General features: G+C 40.6%; 16 protein-coding genes, 12 tRNA genes and 1 rRNA gene. All 29 read left to right on the top strand.

The window, feature by feature from the left end:
* Positions 1 to 141: 141 nt before the first annotated feature.
* The 29 genes from rrf (at position 142) to gltX (ending at position 16,638) form a co-directional block, all read left to right on the top strand.
* Positions 142 to 257, top strand: a 5S ribosomal RNA gene (rrf, locus tag ACWPUA_RS02045).
* Positions 258 to 261: 4 nt separating this feature from the next.
* Positions 262 to 334 (top strand) — tRNA-Val (locus ACWPUA_RS02050).
* A gap of 5 nt (positions 335 to 339) precedes the next feature.
* Positions 340 to 410: transfer RNA gene (locus ACWPUA_RS02055), tRNA-Gly, on the top strand.
* 33 nt (positions 411 to 443) lie between these two features.
* Positions 444 to 517, top strand: a tRNA-Ile gene (locus tag ACWPUA_RS02060).
* 13 nt (positions 518 to 530) lie between these two features.
* Positions 531 to 602 (top strand) — tRNA-Glu (locus tag ACWPUA_RS02065).
* Positions 603 to 609: 7 nt separating this feature from the next.
* Positions 610 to 699 (top strand) — tRNA-Ser (locus tag ACWPUA_RS02070).
* 14 nt (positions 700 to 713) lie between these two features.
* Positions 714 to 787: transfer RNA gene (locus ACWPUA_RS02075), tRNA-Met, on the top strand.
* Positions 788 to 792: 5 nt separating this feature from the next.
* A tRNA-Phe gene (locus ACWPUA_RS02080) sits at positions 793 to 865 on the top strand.
* Between the two features lie 15 nt (positions 866 to 880).
* Positions 881 to 961 (top strand) — tRNA-Tyr (locus tag ACWPUA_RS02085).
* Between the two features lie 6 nt (positions 962 to 967).
* Positions 968 to 1,038 (top strand) — tRNA-Trp (locus tag ACWPUA_RS02090).
* A 12-nt stretch (positions 1,039 to 1,050) separates the two neighbouring features.
* Positions 1,051 to 1,123, top strand: a tRNA-His gene (locus ACWPUA_RS02095).
* Positions 1,124 to 1,136: 13 nt separating this feature from the next.
* Positions 1,137 to 1,208, top strand: a tRNA-Gln gene (locus ACWPUA_RS02100).
* Positions 1,209 to 1,217: 9 nt separating this feature from the next.
* Positions 1,218 to 1,301 (top strand) — tRNA-Leu (locus ACWPUA_RS02105).
* Between the two features lie 269 nt (positions 1,302 to 1,570).
* The gene (gene nagA, locus ACWPUA_RS02110; protein WP_036752146.1) at positions 1,571 to 2,722 is read left to right on the top strand and encodes an N-acetylglucosamine-6-phosphate deacetylase; all 1,152 of its coding nucleotides are present in this window, start codon (positions 1,571 to 1,573) and stop codon (positions 2,720 to 2,722) included.
* Between the two features lie 140 nt (positions 2,723 to 2,862).
* On the top strand, positions 2,863 to 3,921 hold the full coding sequence (locus ACWPUA_RS02115) for a zinc-dependent alcohol dehydrogenase family protein (protein WP_004251543.1): 1,059 nt from the start codon (positions 2,863 to 2,865) through the stop codon (positions 3,919 to 3,921).
* Positions 3,922 to 4,057: 136 nt separating this feature from the next.
* Complete coding sequence (locus tag ACWPUA_RS02120; RefSeq protein ID WP_036752150.1) at positions 4,058 to 4,435, top strand: DUF1033 family protein; 378 nt, start codon at positions 4,058 to 4,060, stop codon at positions 4,433 to 4,435.
* Between the two features lie 53 nt (positions 4,436 to 4,488).
* Positions 4,489 to 5,430, top strand: a complete 942-nt coding sequence (gene comGA / locus ACWPUA_RS02125; protein WP_070676995.1) for a competence type IV pilus ATPase ComGA — start codon at positions 4,489 to 4,491, stop codon at positions 5,428 to 5,430.
* Complete coding sequence (gene comGB, locus ACWPUA_RS02130; RefSeq protein ID WP_254724597.1) at positions 5,351 to 6,394, top strand: competence type IV pilus assembly protein ComGB; 1,044 nt, start codon at positions 5,351 to 5,353, stop codon at positions 6,392 to 6,394. The genes comGA and comGB overlap by 80 nt, the downstream gene beginning before the upstream one ends.
* Positions 6,395 to 6,718 carry a competence type IV pilus major pilin ComGC gene (comGC, locus tag ACWPUA_RS02135; RefSeq protein ID WP_254724596.1) on the top strand — a complete coding sequence of 108 codons (324 nt, stop codon included), beginning with the start codon at positions 6,395 to 6,397 and terminating at the stop codon, positions 6,716 to 6,718. It abuts the gene before it with no gap.
* On the top strand, positions 6,681 to 7,115 hold the full coding sequence (gene comGD / locus ACWPUA_RS02140; protein ID WP_254724595.1) for a competence type IV pilus minor pilin ComGD: 435 nt from the start codon (positions 6,681 to 6,683) through the stop codon (positions 7,113 to 7,115). The genes comGC and comGD overlap by 38 nt, the downstream gene beginning before the upstream one ends.
* Positions 7,078 to 7,380 (top strand): competence type IV pilus minor pilin ComGE, encoded by a 303-nt coding sequence (gene comGE, locus ACWPUA_RS02145; protein WP_049529718.1) that lies wholly within the window; start codon positions 7,078 to 7,080, stop codon positions 7,378 to 7,380. The genes comGD and comGE overlap by 38 nt, the downstream gene beginning before the upstream one ends.
* A complete protein-coding gene (gene comGF / locus ACWPUA_RS02150; protein WP_414268340.1) occupies positions 7,343 to 7,804 on the top strand; it encodes a competence type IV pilus minor pilin ComGF in 462 nt (153 codons plus the stop codon). The genes comGE and comGF overlap by 38 nt, the downstream gene beginning before the upstream one ends.
* A complete protein-coding gene (gene comGG, locus ACWPUA_RS02155) occupies positions 7,782 to 8,219 on the top strand; it encodes a competence type IV pilus minor pilin ComGG (RefSeq protein ID WP_414268341.1) in 438 nt (145 codons plus the stop codon). The genes comGF and comGG overlap by 23 nt, the downstream gene beginning before the upstream one ends.
* Positions 8,220 to 8,277: 58 nt before the next feature.
* Positions 8,278 to 8,979, top strand: a complete 702-nt coding sequence (locus ACWPUA_RS02160; protein WP_074324295.1) for a histidine phosphatase family protein — start codon at positions 8,278 to 8,280, stop codon at positions 8,977 to 8,979.
* Between the two features lie 180 nt (positions 8,980 to 9,159).
* Positions 9,160 to 10,866, top strand: coding sequence for an ABC transporter ATP-binding protein (locus tag ACWPUA_RS02165; RefSeq protein ID WP_074324296.1), 1,707 nt, complete (start codon positions 9,160 to 9,162; stop codon positions 10,864 to 10,866).
* Position 10,867: 1 nt separating this feature from the next.
* The gene (locus tag ACWPUA_RS02170) at positions 10,868 to 12,634 is read left to right on the top strand and encodes an ABC transporter ATP-binding protein (protein ID WP_454378843.1); all 1,767 of its coding nucleotides are present in this window, start codon (positions 10,868 to 10,870) and stop codon (positions 12,632 to 12,634) included.
* Between the two features lie 205 nt (positions 12,635 to 12,839).
* A complete protein-coding gene (locus ACWPUA_RS02175) occupies positions 12,840 to 13,529 on the top strand; it encodes a gamma-glutamyl-gamma-aminobutyrate hydrolase family protein (RefSeq protein WP_004251575.1) in 690 nt (229 codons plus the stop codon).
* A 168-nt stretch (positions 13,530 to 13,697) separates the two neighbouring features.
* Entirely contained in the window at positions 13,698 to 15,047 is a 1,350-nt protein-coding gene (locus ACWPUA_RS02180; protein ID WP_454378845.1) for a glucose-6-phosphate isomerase, read from the top strand.
* 130 nt (positions 15,048 to 15,177) lie between these two features.
* The gene (gltX, locus tag ACWPUA_RS02185) at positions 15,178 to 16,638 is read left to right on the top strand and encodes a glutamate--tRNA ligase (RefSeq protein ID WP_254724590.1); all 1,461 of its coding nucleotides are present in this window, start codon (positions 15,178 to 15,180) and stop codon (positions 16,636 to 16,638) included.
* The last annotated feature ends 50 nt before the right edge of the window (positions 16,639 to 16,688 follow it).

The raw sequence follows: 16,688 nt of genomic DNA on the forward strand, positions 1-16,688 counted from the left end.
TTAGAAGTGGAAGTGTGGCGACACATGTAGCGGACTAATACTAATAGCTCGAGGACTTATCCAAAGTAACTGAGAATACGAAAGCTTAAGGTTTTCTTGATATTTGATAGATATTCAATTTTGAGTATGTATGACTCAGAGTTAAGTGACGATAGCCTAGGAGATACACCTGTACCCATGCCGAACACAGAAGTTAAGCCCTAGAACGCCGGAAGTAGTTGGGGGTTGCCCCCTGTGAGATATGGAAGTCGCTTAGCTCGAGGGAGTTTAGCTCAGCTGGGAGAGCATCTGCCTTACAAGCAGAGGGTCAGCGGTTCGATCCCGTTAACTCCCATATAAGCGGGTGTAGTTTAGTGGTAAAACTACAGCCTTCCAAGCTGTTGTCGCGAGTTCGATTCTCGTCACCCGCTTTGAACTTTGTTCAATTACCAAGTTTTTAACTTGGGCGCGTAGCTCAGGTGGTTAGAGCGCACGCCTGATAAGCGTGAGGTCGGTGGTTCGAGTCCACTCGTGCCCATTTTTATAAATATGGTCCGTTGGTCAAGGGGTTAAGACACCGCCTTTTCACGGCGGTAACACGGGTTCGAATCCCGTACGGACTATTTTTTTGGAGGATTACCCAAGTCCGGCTGAAGGGAACGGTCTTGAAAACCGTCAGGCGTGTAAAAGCGTGCGTGGGTTCGAATCCCACATCCTCCTTTATTTATTATTAACGCGGGATGGAGCAGCTCGGTAGCTCGTCGGGCTCATAACCCGAAGGTCGTAGGTTCAAATCCTGCTCCCGCAATATTTGGCTCGGTAGCTCAGTTGGTAGAGCAATGGATTGAAGCTCCATGTGTCGGCGGTTCGATTCCGTCTCGCGCCATTTCTTATATTATACGGAAGGGTAGCGAAGAGGCTAAACGCGGCGGACTGTAAATCCGCTCCTTCGGGTTCGGGGGTTCGAATCCCTCCCCTTCCATCTTATACGGGCATAGTTTAAAGGTAGAACTAAGGTCTCCAAAACCTTCAGTGTGGGTTCAATTCCTACTGCCCGTGTTAAACGTTATGGCGGGTGTGGTGAAGTGGTTAACACATCAGATTGTGGCTCTGACATTCGGGGGTTCGATTCCCCTCACTCGCCTATTTTATATTATTGGGGTATAGCCAAGCGGTAAGGCAAGGGACTTTGACTCCCTCATGCGTTGGTTCGAATCCAGCTACCCCAGTTACTATTTGCCGGCGTGGCGGAATTGGCAGACGCGCTGGACTCAAAATCCAGTGTCCGCAAGGACGTGCCGGTTCGACCCCGGCCGCCGGTATAGTAATAAAGACAAGGTTTTCGGACCTTGTTTTTTTATTTTTCTTTCATTTTTTTCTCTCGCAGTTACTTAAAATTACTTATTTTTTTCTAAGTTTTATTTTAAACCTCAATGTTCAATATTTCTTTACTATATATTTACTAAATCTTAGTTTATTTCTTTATAAATTTAACTATAATAGGTCTATACCATTTACAAATTACACAGAAAGGTTTATAATGTAATTGACATAATAAATATTAGAAAAATGAATTACGGAGGTTATCATTATGCCTAAATATATTAAAGCGGATCAATTTTTCTATCCTCATGGTGTTCGCCGTGGCGGTTTTCTAGAACTAGTTGATGGTAAATTTGGTAAGCATGTGGATCAAGTGTCTGAGGACGCAGAAATTATTGACTATACTGGTTATAGTATTGCTCCTGGTCTTGTTGATACACATATTCACGGATTTGGTGGGGTTGATGTTATGGATAATAACATCGAAGGTACTCTTCATACAATGAGTGAGGGTCTTCTTAGCACAGGTGTTACTAGTTTCCTACCAACTACTCTAACATCATCATACGAACAATTATTAGCTGTTACTGAAAATATTGGTGCGCGTTATCAAGAGGCTTCTGGTGCTAAAATTCGTGGGATTTACTTTGAAGGTCCATACTTTACTGAGGAATTTAAAGGAGCTCAAAACCCTGCTTACATGAAAGATCCTCGCATGGATGAATTTCGTGCTTGGCAGAAGGCTGCTAATGGTCTTCTAAATAAAATTGCCCTTGCACCTGAACGTGAAGGTGTTGAGGACTTTGTACGTACGGTTACTGGTGAAGGAGTGACTGTTGCTTTAGGTCACTCAAATGCAACTTTTGATCAGGCTAAGAAGGCTGTTGACGCTGGTGCAAGTGTTTGGGTTCATGCTTATAATGGTATGCGTGGGTTAACTCACCGTGAGCTTGGTATGGTTGGTGCTATGTATGAATTGCCACATACTTATGCTGAATTGATTTGCGACGGGCATCACGTTGATCCTAAGGCTTGTGACATCCTACTTAAACAAAAAGGTACTGAAAATATTGCTCTTATCACTGACTGTATGACAGCGGGTGGTTTGCAAGATGGGGACTATATGCTAGGAGAATTCCCAGTTGTGGTTGCAAATGGTACTGCTCGTCTCAAATCTACTGGGAACTTGGCAGGTTCTATTCTCAAACTTAAAGATGGTTTGAAAAATGTTGTTGAATGGGGCATTGCAAATCCACATGAAGCAGTTATGATGGCCAGTCTCAACCCAGCAAAATCAGTTCATATTGATGATGTTTGCGGACAAATCCGTGAAGGCTACGATGCTGACTTTATCGTTCTTGATAAGGATTTGGAATTGGTAGCAACTTACATTGATGGTGAAAAACGTTATCAAGCATAATCTCTAAAGTAGAAACTAGTTTAGTTTCTACTTTTTTTAGTTCAGTTTGTTAATTTCTTCACATATTACTTGATTTTATTTATGAAAAGGCTTACAATTATGATATAAACAATACAAATAAAAAAACGGAGGTAAGCTTTATGAAAGCCTATACTTATGTTAAACCAGGACTTGCTTCATTTGTTGATGTTGACAAACCAGTTATTCGCAAGCCAACAGATGCTATTGTGCGTATCGTTAAGACTACTATTTGTGGTACTGACCTACATATCATTAAAGGGGATGTTCCTGCTTGTAAGAGTGGAACTATCCTTGGACATGAGGGAATTGGTATTGTAGAGGAAGTTGGAGCAGGCGTTTCAAACTTCAAAAAAGGCGATAAAGTTTTGATTTCTTGTGTTTGTGCCTGTGGTAAATGCTACTACTGTAAAAAGGGAATCTATGCCCACTGTGAAGACGAAGGCGGTTGGATTTTTGGACATTTGATCGACGGTATGCAAGCAGAATATCTTCGTGTTCCTCATGCTGATAATACTCTCTACCACACTCCAGCTGATTTGTCTGATGAAGCCTTGGTTATGTTATCTGATATCCTACCAACTGGTTATGAAATTGGTGTCTTAAAAGGGAAAGTAGAGCCTGGTTGTAGTGTGGCTATCGTTGGTTCAGGTCCAGTTGGCTTAGCAGCTCTATTGACTGCTCAATTCTATTCACCTGCTAAATTGATCATGGTAGACCTAGACGATAACCGTTTGGATACTGCAGTTTCTTTCGGTGCTACTCATAAGATTAATTCTTCAGACCCTGAAAAAGCAATTCAAGAAATTTATGATTTAACAGATGGTAGAGGTGTGGATGTTGCTATAGAAGCTGTTGGTATTCCTGAAACGTTTGATCTCTGCCAAAAGATTATCGGTGTAGATGGAACAGTAGCCAACTGTGGTGTGCATGGTAAGCCAGTTCAGTTTGATTTGGATACTCTATGGATTCGTAACATTAACGTAACTACCGGTTTGGTTTCTACCAACACAACTCCTCAGCTTTTGAAAGCTTTAGAAAGTCATAAAATTGAACCAGAAAAATTGGTAACTCATTACTTCAAACTAAGTGAAATTGAAAAGGCCTATGAAGTATTTGGTAAGGCTGCAGATCATCATGCGATTAAGGTTATCATTGAAAACGATATTTCAGAAGGTTAATCGAATTTTGAATCCAGTTATTCTTTTTAGAATAGCTGGATTTTTTGAAAATATTAGATAATTCGTGAAAGCAAGCAAATTTCTTTCATTGTTCTTAAAATTTCGCTATAATATACGATACAAAGGAAATGAAACTATGTATCGAGTTATAGAAATGTACGGGGATTTTGAACCTTGGTGGTTCATAGAAGGATGGGAAGAAGACGTCATTAGTAGTAAGAAATTTGAAAATTACTATGATGCCTTGAAGTATTATAAATCTTGCTGGTTTGAACTGGAAAAGAAAATTCCACTATATAAAAGTCGAGGAGACTTAATGACCATATTTTGGAATCCGGAGGATAAGCGTTGGTGTGAGGAATGTGATGAATTTCTGCAGCAATATCATTCCTTGGCTTTACTGGAAGATGGTCAAGTTATACCAGATGAAAAATTCAGACCGGGTTATGAAAAACAAACTGGTTTAGAAATCCACCGGACGTGTCGCATCAAAAAAGATGGAACAACTTTTTAATAAAGTTGTTCTTTTTTTTGTATTTTCTTCGAATAATTAACTGAGGAGGGAATATGGTACAAGCACTTGCACAAGAATTGATTAGTCTCGCAAAAAAGGATGGAGCTCAGGATATCTATTTTATTCCCAAGGACAAGGGTTATGAGTTGCATATGCGAATAGGTGATGAAAGGCGTTTGATTAATAGCTATGACTTTGAAAAGTTGGGCGCAGTGATTAGTCATTTTAAATTTATTGCGGGGATGAATGTTGGAGAAAAGCGTCGTAGTCAGCTTGGGTCCTGTGATTATCAGCATGATGGCAAGGTTTCTTCACTCCGCTTATCGACGGTAGGAGATTATCGTGGTCATGAGAGTTTAGTTATTCGCCTTTTGCACGATGAAGAACAAGAGTTGCGCTTCTGGTTTCAAGACCTTAAGGAACTAGAAAAGGGCTTTAGGCAACGCGGCCTTTATCTATTTGCAGGACCTGTAGGAAGTGGCAAAACTACCTTAATGCATGAATTAGCTAAGTCATTGTTTAAGGGACAACAAGTCATGTCCATTGAGGATCCAGTCGAGATTAAGCAAGAAGAGATGCTGCAATTACAACTCAATGAAGCTATTGGATTGAGTTATGAAAACTTGATAAAACTTTCTTTGCGACACCGACCAGATCTTTTAATCATTGGAGAAATCCGGGATAGCGAAACAGCCCGTGCTGTTGTAAGAGCGAGCTTAACGGGAGCTACAGTGTTTTCGACCATACATGCAAAGAGTATTCGTGGGGTCTATGAGCGTCTTTTAGAACTTGGTGTTAGTGAAGATGAACTCGCAGTTGTTTTACAAGGTGTTTGCTACCAGAGACTAATCGGGGGAGGAGGAATTATTGATTTTGCAAACCAAAATTATTCAGAACACCAGGCAGAAAAGTGGAATGAGCAAATTGATCAGCTTCTTAAAGACGGACATATCACTGCCCTTCAAGCTGAAACGGAGAAAATTAGCTACCAGTAAGCAGAAGAAAATCATCACTCTCTTTAACAATTTGTTTTCTAGTGGTTTTCACTTGGTAGAAATCATTTCCTTTCTTGATAGAAGTCTTTTGTTGGAGAAGGAATATGTTTCGCAGATGCGCCTAGGACTATCGAAAGGAAAATCTTTCTCGGAAATGATGGGGAATTTAGGTTTTTCGAGTGCGATTGTCACTCAGCTTTCATTGGCTGAAGTTCATGGAAATCTCCATTTGAGTTTGGGGAAAATTGAAGAATATTTGGATAATCTTGCTAAGGTCAAGAAGAAGTTAATTGAAGTTGCGACCTACCCACTTATTTTGCTAGCTTTTTTACTGTTAATTATGCTAGGATTGCGGAATTATCTCTTGCCCCAACTGGATAGTAGTAACATAGCTACCTTAGTGATTAGTAACCTGCCACAGATTTTTCTCGGACTTATTCTGGCACTAAGTCTTGCATCTTTAACAGGACTGATATTCTACAGAAAATCTAAGAAGATACAAGTCTTTTCTTATCTGGCTAGAATCCCCTTTTTAGGTGTGTTTGTTCAGTACTATCTAACTGCTTATTATGCTCGGGAATGGGGAAATATGATTGGACAAGGTTTAGAGTTGGCACAGATTTTCCAGATGATGCAGGAGCAAGGAGATCCTCTTTTTAAGGAAATTGGATACGATTTAGATCAATCTTTGCAAAATGGGCATGAATTTTCTAAGGTTGTTCAGAACTATCCCTTCTTTAGAAAGGAGTTGGGATTAATCATTGAATATGGAGAGGTTAAATCCAAGTTGGGAAGCGAATTGGAAATATATGCGGAAAAAACCTGGGAATCCTTCTTTACCCGAGTCAATCGGACCATGAACCTTGTTCAACCACTGGTCTTTATTTTTGTAGCCCTGCTAATCGTTTTATTGTATGCAGCTATGTTGCTGCCAATGTATCAAAATATGGAGGTAAATTTTTAGATGAAAAAAATGATGATGAAATTAAAAGAAACGAAGGCAAAAGCTTTTACACTGGTAGAAATGTTGGTGGTGTTGCTTATCATTAGCGTCCTACTCTTGCTTTTTGTGCCAAATCTTACCAAGCAAAAGGATGCAGTCAATGATAAGGGGAAAGCAGCTGTCGTTAAGGTGGTAGAAAGCCAAGCAGAACTCTATAGTCTGGATAAAAATGAAGATGCTAGTCTAAGCAAATTACAGGCAGATGGACGCATTACTGCTGAGCAAGCAAAAGCCTACAAAGAATACCATGCAAAACAAAATACAAGTCAAACTGTTGCAGATTAGGGCCTTTACTATGCTAGAAAGTTTATTGGTCTTAGGAATAGTCAGCCTGTTAGCCTTGGGTTTGTCAAGTTCAGTTCAGTCGACTTTTGCAGCTGTGGAAGAGCAAATTTTCTTTATGGAGTTTGAGGAACTTTATCGAGAAACACAGAAGCGAAGTCTGGCTAGTCAGCAAAAGATGATCTTAATGCTAGAAGAGAGAAGTATTGGGAATGGCTATCAGAAATTAGCCATCCCTAAAGGCATTCAATTGCAGTCTAATCAGTCAATTACCTTTGATAAGGCTGGAGGGAATTCGTCTCTTGCAAGTGTGAGATTTCAAACAAGGAAAGAAGTAGTTCGCTACCAACTATATCTAGGAAATGGAAAGATTAAACGTATTCAAGAAGCAAAAAATTAAGGCGGTTATTTTACTGGAGGCAGTGATTTCACTAGCTATTTTTGCCAGTATTGCAACCCTCTTGTTAGGGCAGATTCAAGAAAGTAGACGACAGGAAGCAAGACTCTTAGAACAGGAAGAAGTTTTGCGTGTGGCTCGTATGGCTTTGCAGACTGGACAAAAGCAATTGACTGTCAATGGCCTTACGGTTCATGTTGTCTCGAATGAGCGAGGTTTGGAGGTGTATCATGGAACTGAAAAATTACTGGCGATTCAAGATAAGTAGAGTCAGAGCGTTTACTCTTTTAGAATCCCTGGTTGCTCTTATTGTGATTAGTGGGAGTTTGCTTCTTTTTCAATCTATGAGCCAACTCTTGGTTTCAGAAGTTCGCTACCAGCAGAAAAGTGAGCAAAAAGAATGGCTCTTATTTGTGGATCAGCTGGAAGCAGAGCTGAATCGAGCCCAATTTGAAAAAGTGGAGAATGATAGGCTTTACCTCAAACAGGAAGGCAAACCCATTTCCATGGGTAAATCAAAGTCAAATGATTTCCGGAAAACAGATGCTAGTGGACGTGGTTATCAACCCATGGTCTACGGTCTGAAATCAGCTCATATTTACCAAAAAGGGCAAAATGTCTATTTCAATTTTCATTTTGAAAAGGGACTAGAGAGGGAATTTATCTATCGTGTTGAAAAAGAAAAAAGTTAGAGCAGGAGTTCTCCTATACGCTGTCACTATTGCTGGAATTTTTAGTCTTTTGTTGCAGTTTTATCTAAATCGGCAACTAGCACATCATCAGGATTATGCCTTAAATAAAGAAAAACTTCTTGCATTTGCTATGGCTAAGAGAACCTATGAAAAAGCTACTTCTGAAAATGGAGAGCAGTCATTTAATGTAGGGAAGTCAACTTATCGAAGTGACGAAAAATTCTTCACAACGACTATTGACACAGGAAAAAATCAGTTTGAATTTCACTTTTCTCCTTTAAAAAAGACCGGTCAAAAGTCTGAGAAAACAGAAAACAAGACCAAAGAAGGAAATGAGGAAAAAAAAGAAGAAGGGGTCAAAAAAGAGACTGCTAGGTCTTCAAAATTAGCACCTTCAAAGAAGGACACAGAGTAGTTTGGACGAGGTTTTTACATGAAATCATGCTATAATAGATACATATGGAGGACCAAAAATGGCAAGTGTAAAATTGTATCTAGTGCGTCATGGGAAAACAATGTTTAATACGATTGGGCGTGCTCAAGGCTGGAGTGATACTCCTTTAACAGCTGAAGGTGAGCGAGGCATTCACGAACTGGGAATTGGTTTGCGTGAGTCAGGCTTAAAGTTTGAGCGTGCTTACTCGAGTGACTCAGGACGTACCATCCAGACTATGGGAATTATCCTTGAGGAACTAGGTTTAACAGGGCAAATTCCTTATCGTATGGATAAGCGAATCCGTGAATGGTGCTTTGGTAGCTTTGATGGTGCTTATGATGGGGACTTATTTATGGGGATTATTCCTCGTATCTTTAATGTCGATCATGTGCATCGTTTGTCCTATGCTGAGCTGGCTGAAGGTCTGGTAGAAGTAGACACAGCAGGTTGGGCTGAAGGATGGGAAAAGCTAAGTGGTCGTATCTGGGAAGGCTTTGAAGCCATTGCCAAGGAAATGGAAGCCAATGGTGGAGGAAATGCCCTGGTAGTCAGCCATGGAATGACAATTGGAACTATTGTTTACCTCATTAACGGCATGCATCCACATGGTCTTGATAACGGAAGTGTGACGATTCTTGAGTACGAAGATGGTCAGTTTTCAGTAAAAATTGTTGGGGACTGTAGCTACCGTGAAATTGGACGAGTTAAGCTAGACGAGCAAGATAGTTCAGAACAATAAAATTCAGCACTAAATTTAGAAGAATTTTTAAAGGATTGATAGAATGCTAATGTCGTGCTTGCACAAGCTTCTGAGAGCTGAGTGCTTTGACAATAGCATTCTTTTTTGTTAGAATAGTATCAACATGAAAGCATAAGAAGGGACTGACAGAACTGTCGGTCTATCTTATAAGGGGGAAATATGCTGTTTCAGAAAATAAAAGCCTATAAATGGCAGGCCCTGACTTCCTTGGTCATGACAGGTCTAATGGTAACGAGTTCACTCTTGCAACCACGTTATTTGCAGGAGGTTTTAGAGGCACTGTTAACGGGTGATAATGAAGCTATTTATACTATCGGTTTTTGGTTAATTCTTGTTGCCTTGATTGGTTTGGTTGCAGGTGGGATCAATGTAGTGTTAGCAGCTTACATTGCTCAAGGAGTTTCGTCTGACTTACGTGAAGATGCCTTTCGTAAGATTCAAACTTTTTCATACGCCAATATTGAGAAGTTTAATGCAGGGAACCTCGTTGTGCGTATGACCAACGATATCAACCAGATTCAAAACGTCGTTATGATGACCTTCCAAATCCTCTTTCGACTACCGATTTTATTTATCGGTTCCTTTATTCTAGCAGTTGTCACCCTACCTTCTCTGTGGTGGGTGCTAGTTCTCATGGTCGTTCTGATTGTTGCCATAATGGGTTTTATGATGGGAGTTGTGGGACCGCGCTTTGCAAAATTCCAGACCTTACTAGAGCGTATCAATGCCATTGCTAAAGAAAATTTGCGTGGTGTGCGCGTGGTTAAGTCTTTTGTCCGAGAAAAAGATCAGTTTGATAAATTTACGCAGGTGTCAGATGAATTGTTGGGAGAAAACCTTTATATCGGTTATGCCTTTTCTGTTATGCAACCTGCAATGATGTTGATTTCTTACGGGGCTGTTTTTCTCTCAATCTGGCTTGTAGCAGGTATGGCAGAGTCAGATCCATCAGTAGTTGGTTCCATTGCTTCCTTTGTAAACTACCTGAGTCAGATTATCTTTACCATCGTCATGGTTGGATTTTTGGGGAATTCAGTCACTCGTGCTATGATTTCCCTTCGTCGTATTCGTGAAATCCTTGATACAGAACCAGCTATGACTTTCAATGATGTGGAAGATGAAGAATTGGAAGGAAGTCTCAGTTTTGAAAATGTTACCTTTACCTATCCAAATGATGAAGAACCTATCCTAAAAGATGTATCCTTCGATATCGCAGCTGGTGAAATGGTTGGGGTTGTCGGAGCAACTGGTGCAGGGAAATCAACCTTGGCTCAGTTGATTCCACGATTATTTGATCCTCAGCAAGGTTCGATCAAGATTGGTGGAAAGGATATTCGGACAGTTAGTGAAGGGACGCTTCGTAAGACAGTTTCTATCGTCCTACAAAAAGCCATTCTCTTTAGTGGAACTATCGCAGATAATCTCAGACAAGGTAAGGGAGATGCGACAGTTTCAGAAATGGAACGCGCAGCTCGCATCGCCCAGGCCAGTGAATTTATTAGTCGTATGGACTTGGCCTTTGAGAGTCCGGTTGAGGAACGTGGGACTAACTTTTCTGGTGGACAAAAACAAAGAATGTCTATTGCGCGTGGGATTGTCAGCAATCCTCGTATCTTGATTTTTGATGATTCAACCTCTGCCCTTGATGCCAAATCGGAACGTTTGGTCCAAGAAGCCCTCAACAAGGATTTGAAGGGGACGACTACGATTATCATCGCACAAAAGATTAGCTCTGTTGTGCATGCCGATAAAATCTTAGTGCTTGACCAAGGTCGCTTGATTGGTCAAGGCAAACACGCTGACTTGGTTGCAACAAACGCAGTTTATCGAGAAATTTACGAAACGCAAAAAGGAAAGGAGGAGTAGGATGAAGACATTTGAATTCTTTTGGAACTATTTTAAAGTTTATAAGATATCCTTTGTCGTTGTTATTGCTATGATTATCATTGCAACGATTGCACAAGCCCTCTTTCCAGTATTTGCAGGTCAAACAGTCACGGAACTAGCTAATTTAGTTATAGCTTATCAAAATGGAAATCCTGATATGGTTTGGCAAAGTCTATTAGGACTCTTGATGAATCTTGCTTATATTTTGATTGTGCTCGTGGTGTCGAGTCTTATCTATATGGTTTTGATGAGCCGTATTATTGCCGAATCGACAAATGAGATGCGTAAGGGACTTTTTGGCAAGCTTTCTCGTTTGACTGTTTCCTTCTTTGACCGCCATCAAGATGGTGATATCCTGTCACGTTTTACCAGTGATTTGGATAACATCCTACAGGCTTTCAACGAAAGTCTGGTGTCTGTTATGACCAATATTGCCCTTTATATTGGTTTGTTGATTGTCATGTTCGCAAAAAATGTGACCTTGGCGTTGATTACGATTGCTAGCACTCCGATAGCTGTCATCATGTTGATTGTCATTTTGAAATTGGCAAGAAAATATACCAATCTTCAGCAAAAAGAGGTTGGGAAGCTCAATGCTTACATGGATGAGAGTATTTCGGGTCAGAAAGCCGTTATCGTTCAGGGCATTCAAGATGATGTGATCGCAGGTTTTGTTGAGCAAAACGAGCGTGTCCGAAAAGCAACCTTTAAGGGCAGAATGTTTTCAGGAATTCTCTTTCCTGTCATGAACGGAATGAGTTTGGTCAATACAGCTATTGTTATTTTTGTCGGTTCAGCTGTCTTACTGAATGATCAGAACATCGAAACAGCAACTGCTCTGGGTTTGATTGTCATGTTTACCCAGTTTTCTCAGCAATATTACCAACCCATTATCCAATTGGCAGCGAGCTGGGGAAGTTTGCAACTGGCCTTTACAGGTGCAGAACGTATCCAAGAAATGTTTGATGCAGAAGAAGAAATTCGTCCTCAAGATGCTCCAGTCGTTAACGAATTAAAAGAAGGTGTGGAGATTCGTAACGTGGACTTCTCCTACCTGCCAGGAAAACCCATTTTGAAAGATGTTAGCATTTCAGCTCAAAAAGGGAAAATGATTGCGGTTGTTGGTCCAACAGGGTCAGGAAAAACAACCATCATGAACTTGATCAATCGTTTTTATGATGTGGATGCAGGTAGTATCAGCTTTGATGGAACAGATATTCGCGAGTTTGATTTGGATAGCTTGCGAAGCAAGGTGGGAATTGTCTTGCAGGATTCAGTTTTATTTAGCGGAACCATCCGAGACAATATTCGCTTTGGTGTCCCTGATGCTAGTCAAGAGATGGTAGAAGCAGCTGCTAAGGCTACACACATCCATGACTACATCGAAAGTCTACCAGATAAGTACGATACTCTGATTAATGATGATCAGAGCGTATTCTCAACCGGTCAGAAACAGTTGATTTCTATTGCTCGTACCTTGATGACAGATCCTCAGGTCTTAATTTTGGATGAGGCAACATCAAACGTGGATACTGTAACAGAGAGCAAGATTCAAAATGCCATGGAGGCAATTGTAGCAGGAAGAACTAGTTTTGTGATTGCCCATCGCTTGAAAACTATTCTCAATGCAGATCAGATTATTGTTCTTAAGGATGGTGAGGTTATCGAACAAGGAAATCATCACGAATTGCTCAAGCTTGGAGGTTTTTACTCCGAACTTTATCACAATCAATTTGTCTTTGAATAATACTCTTCGAAAATCTCTTCAAACCACGTCAGCATCCTAGTTTGCTCTTTGATTTTCATTGAGTATAAGCAAAAAAGTTGTCCTAATTTTGGGCAACTTTTTCTGATAAAAAAAATTTATCACGGACTTAAAAAATACATATTAGACAGGAGTGGGCAAGGATGATAAGATAAGATTATCAATAGAAGAGGAAAGGAAATCAGTGATGGCAAGAACAGTTGTTGGAGTTGCAGCAAATCTATGTCCTGTGGACGCAGAAGGAAAAAATATTCATTCATCAGTCTCTTGTAAATTTGCTGAGAGTATTCGTCAGGTTGGCGGACTTCCTTTAGTCATCCCAGTTGGTGATGAATCTGTGGTCCATGACTATGTAGAAATGATTGATAAGCTTATCTTGACTGGGGGACAAAATGTTCATCCTCAGTTTTATGGTGAGGAAAAAACAATTGATAGCGACGACTATAACCTAACTCGCGACGAGTTTGAGCTAGCTCTTCTACAAGAAGCCTTGCGTCAGAATAAACCAATTTTAGCCATTTGCCGTGGCGTTCAGCTTGTCAACGTTGCCTTTGGTGGGACACTCAATCAGGATATTGAAGGTCATTGGCAAGGTCTACCTTTTGGGACTTCACATTCTATTGAGACAGTGGATGGCAGTGTAGTGTCTAAATTATTTGGTAAAGAAAGTCAGGTTAATTCAGTGCATCGTCAGAGCATTAAAGATCTGGCACCCAATTTCCGTGTGACGGCTGTGGATCCACGTGATCAAACTGTTGAAGCAATCGAATCTATCGACGAACACCGTATTATTGGTCTCCAGTGGCATCCAGAATTCTTGGTCAATGAAGAAGATGGCAACTTAGAATTATTTGAGTATTTATTGAATGAATTATAACGGCTAGAATCTTAGTCGTTTTTTTATTCATTATTTACGAATCTTTATAGAATCGTGTTTTACGCAAACGTTTGAATTGTGATAAAAATTGGAAATTTTTAGTATAAAAACTTGAAAAAATTGTTAGTAAGCGTTATGATAGAAAAGAAGAAATTTTGGAGGAATACTATGTCACATATTAAATTTGATTATTCAAAAGTATTAGACAAATTTGTTGCACCACATGAAGTGGAATACATGCAAGCACAAGTTACAGCAGCAGACGAATTGATCCGTAAAGGAACTGGTGCTGGGAGCGACTTCTTGGGTTGGTTGGACCTTCCTGAAAACTATGACCGCGAAGAATTTGATCGCATCTTGAAAGCTGCTGAACAAATCAAAGCAGACAGCGATGTTTTAGTTGTTATCGGTATCGGTGGATCTTACCTTGGAGCGAAAGCAGCAATTGACTTCTTGAACCACCACTTTGCAAACTTGCAAACAAAAGAAGAGCGTAAAGCACCACAAATCCTATACGCTGGAAACTCAATCTCATCTACTTACCTTGCTGACTTGGTAGAGTACGTTTCAGATAAAGATTTCTCAGTAAACGTGATTTCTAAATCAGGTACAACAACTGAACCAGCGATTGCTTTCCGTGTCTTCAAAGAACTTTTGGTTAAGAAATACGGACAAGAAGAAGCTAACAAACGTATCTACGCTACAACTGACCGCCAAAAAGGTGCTGTTAAGGTTGAAGCAGATGCTAATGGTTGGCAAACATTTGTTGTTCCAGATGATATCGGTGGACGCTTCTCAGTATTGACAGCAGTTGGATTGCTTCCAATCGCTGCGTCAGGTGCAGACATCAAAGCCCTTATGGAAGGTGCTAACGCAGCTCGTAAAGACTATACTTCAGATAAAATCTCTGAAAACGAAGCTTACCAATACGCAGCAGTTCGTAACATCCTTTACCGTAAAGGTTATGCAACTGAAATCTTGGTAAACTACGAGCCATCACTTCAATACTTCTCAGAATGGTGGAAACAATTGGCTGGTGAGTCAGAAGGGAAAGACCAAAAAGGGATCTACCCAACTTCAGCTAACTTCTCAACAGACTTGCACTCATTGGGTCAATTTATCCAAGAAGGAACTCGTATCATGTTTGAAACAGTTGTCCGTGTTGACAAACCTCGTAAGAACGTGATCATCCCTACTTTGGAAGAAGACCTTGACGGACTTGGTTACCTTCAAGGAAAAGACGTTGACTTTGTAAACAAAAAAGCTACTGATGGTGTTCTTCTTGCCCACACAGATGGTGACGTGCCAAACATGTACGTGACTCTTCCTGAGCAAGATGCCTTCACTCTTGGTTACACGATCTACTTCTTCGAATTGGCAATTGCCCTTTCAGGTTACTTGAATGCCATCAACCCATTTGACCAACCAGGTGTTGAAGCATACAAACGTAACATGTTTGCCCTTCTTGGTAAACCAGGATTTGAAGAATTGAGCAAAGAGCTCAACGCTCGTCTATAATAGAATAAAAAAGAGTGGTTTTACCACTCTTTTTGTTTTTTCTCGAAAAGAGAAATTGGACTCTGGCAAGACTTGTGATATAATATAGAGAGCAAAAAGGCAGACGCCTAGAGACTTTATAGGAGAAGATATGTCAAAAGATATTCGTGTGCGTTACGCACCAAGTCCAACAGGACTATTACACATTGGTAATGCCCGTACAGCATTGTTTAACTACTTGTATGCACGCCACCATGGTGGAACTTTTATCATCCGTATCGAAGATACTGACCGCAAACGTCATGTCGAAGACGGAGAACGTTCACAGCTTGAAAACCTTCGTTGGTTGGGTATGGATTGGGATGAAAGTCCAGAAACTCATGAAAACTACCGCCAGTCTGAGCGCTTGGACTTGTATCAAAAATATATCGACCAACTCTTAGCTGAAGGAAAAGCCTACAAATCTTACGTTACAGAAGAAGAATTGGCAGCAGAACGTGAACGCCAAGAAGCAGCCGGTGAAACACCTCGCTACATCAACGAATACCTTGGTATGAGCGAAGAAGAAAAAGCAGCTTATATCGCAGAACGTGAAGCGGCAGGCATCATCCCAACGGTTCGTTTGGCTGTCAATGAGTCTGGTATTTACAAGTGGCATGATATGGTCAAAGGTGATATCGAATTTGAAGGTGGCAATATCGGTGGGGACTGGGTTATCCAAAAGAAAGATGGTTACCCAACTTACAATTTTGCCGTTGTCATTGATGACCACGACATGCAAATTTCTCACGTTATCCGTGGAGATGACCACATTGCCAATACACCAAAACAGCTCATGGTCTATGAAGCGCTTGGATGGGAAGCACCTGAGTTTGGTCACATGACCTTGATTATCAACTCTGAAACTGGTAAGAAGTTATCTAAACGTGATACTAATACCCTTCAATTTATCGAAGATTACCGTAAGAAAGGGTACCTTCCAGAAGCAGTCTTTAACTTCATCGCTCTTCTTGGATGGAATCCTGGTGGAGAAGACGAAATCTTCTCTCGTCAAGAGCTCATCAAGCTCTTTGATGAAAACCGCCTCAGCAAATCTCCAGCGGCTTTCGACCAGAAGAAAATGGACTGGATGAGTAATGAGTACATTAAGAATGCGGATCTTGAGACTATCTTTGAAATGGCAAAACCATTCCTTGAAGAAGCAGGACGTTTGACAGACAAGGCTGAGAAATTGGTGGAGCTCTACAAACCACAAATGAAGTCAGTGGACGAAATTGTTCCATTGACGGATCTCTTCTTCTCAGACTTCCCAGAATTGACAGAAGCTGAGCGAGAAGTCATGGCTGGCGAAACTGTTCCGACTGTACTTGAAGCCTTTAAAGCGAAACTCGAAGCCATGTCAGACGATGAGTTTGTGGTAGAAAATATCTTCCCACAAATCAAAGCGGTCCAAAAGGAAACTGGTATCAAAGGGAAAAATCTCTTCATGCCAATCCGTATCGCCGTTTCAGGTGAAATGCATGGTCCTGAATTGCCAGATACCATCTACTTGCTTGGACGTGAAAAATCCATCCAACACATCGAAAAAATGTTGGCAGAAATTGCGAAATAGCATACAAAAAGAGCTCAAATATTGAGTTCTTTTTATATGTATACTTGTTT

It is taken from the genome of Streptococcus sp. Marseille-Q6504 (assembly GCF_965111625.1).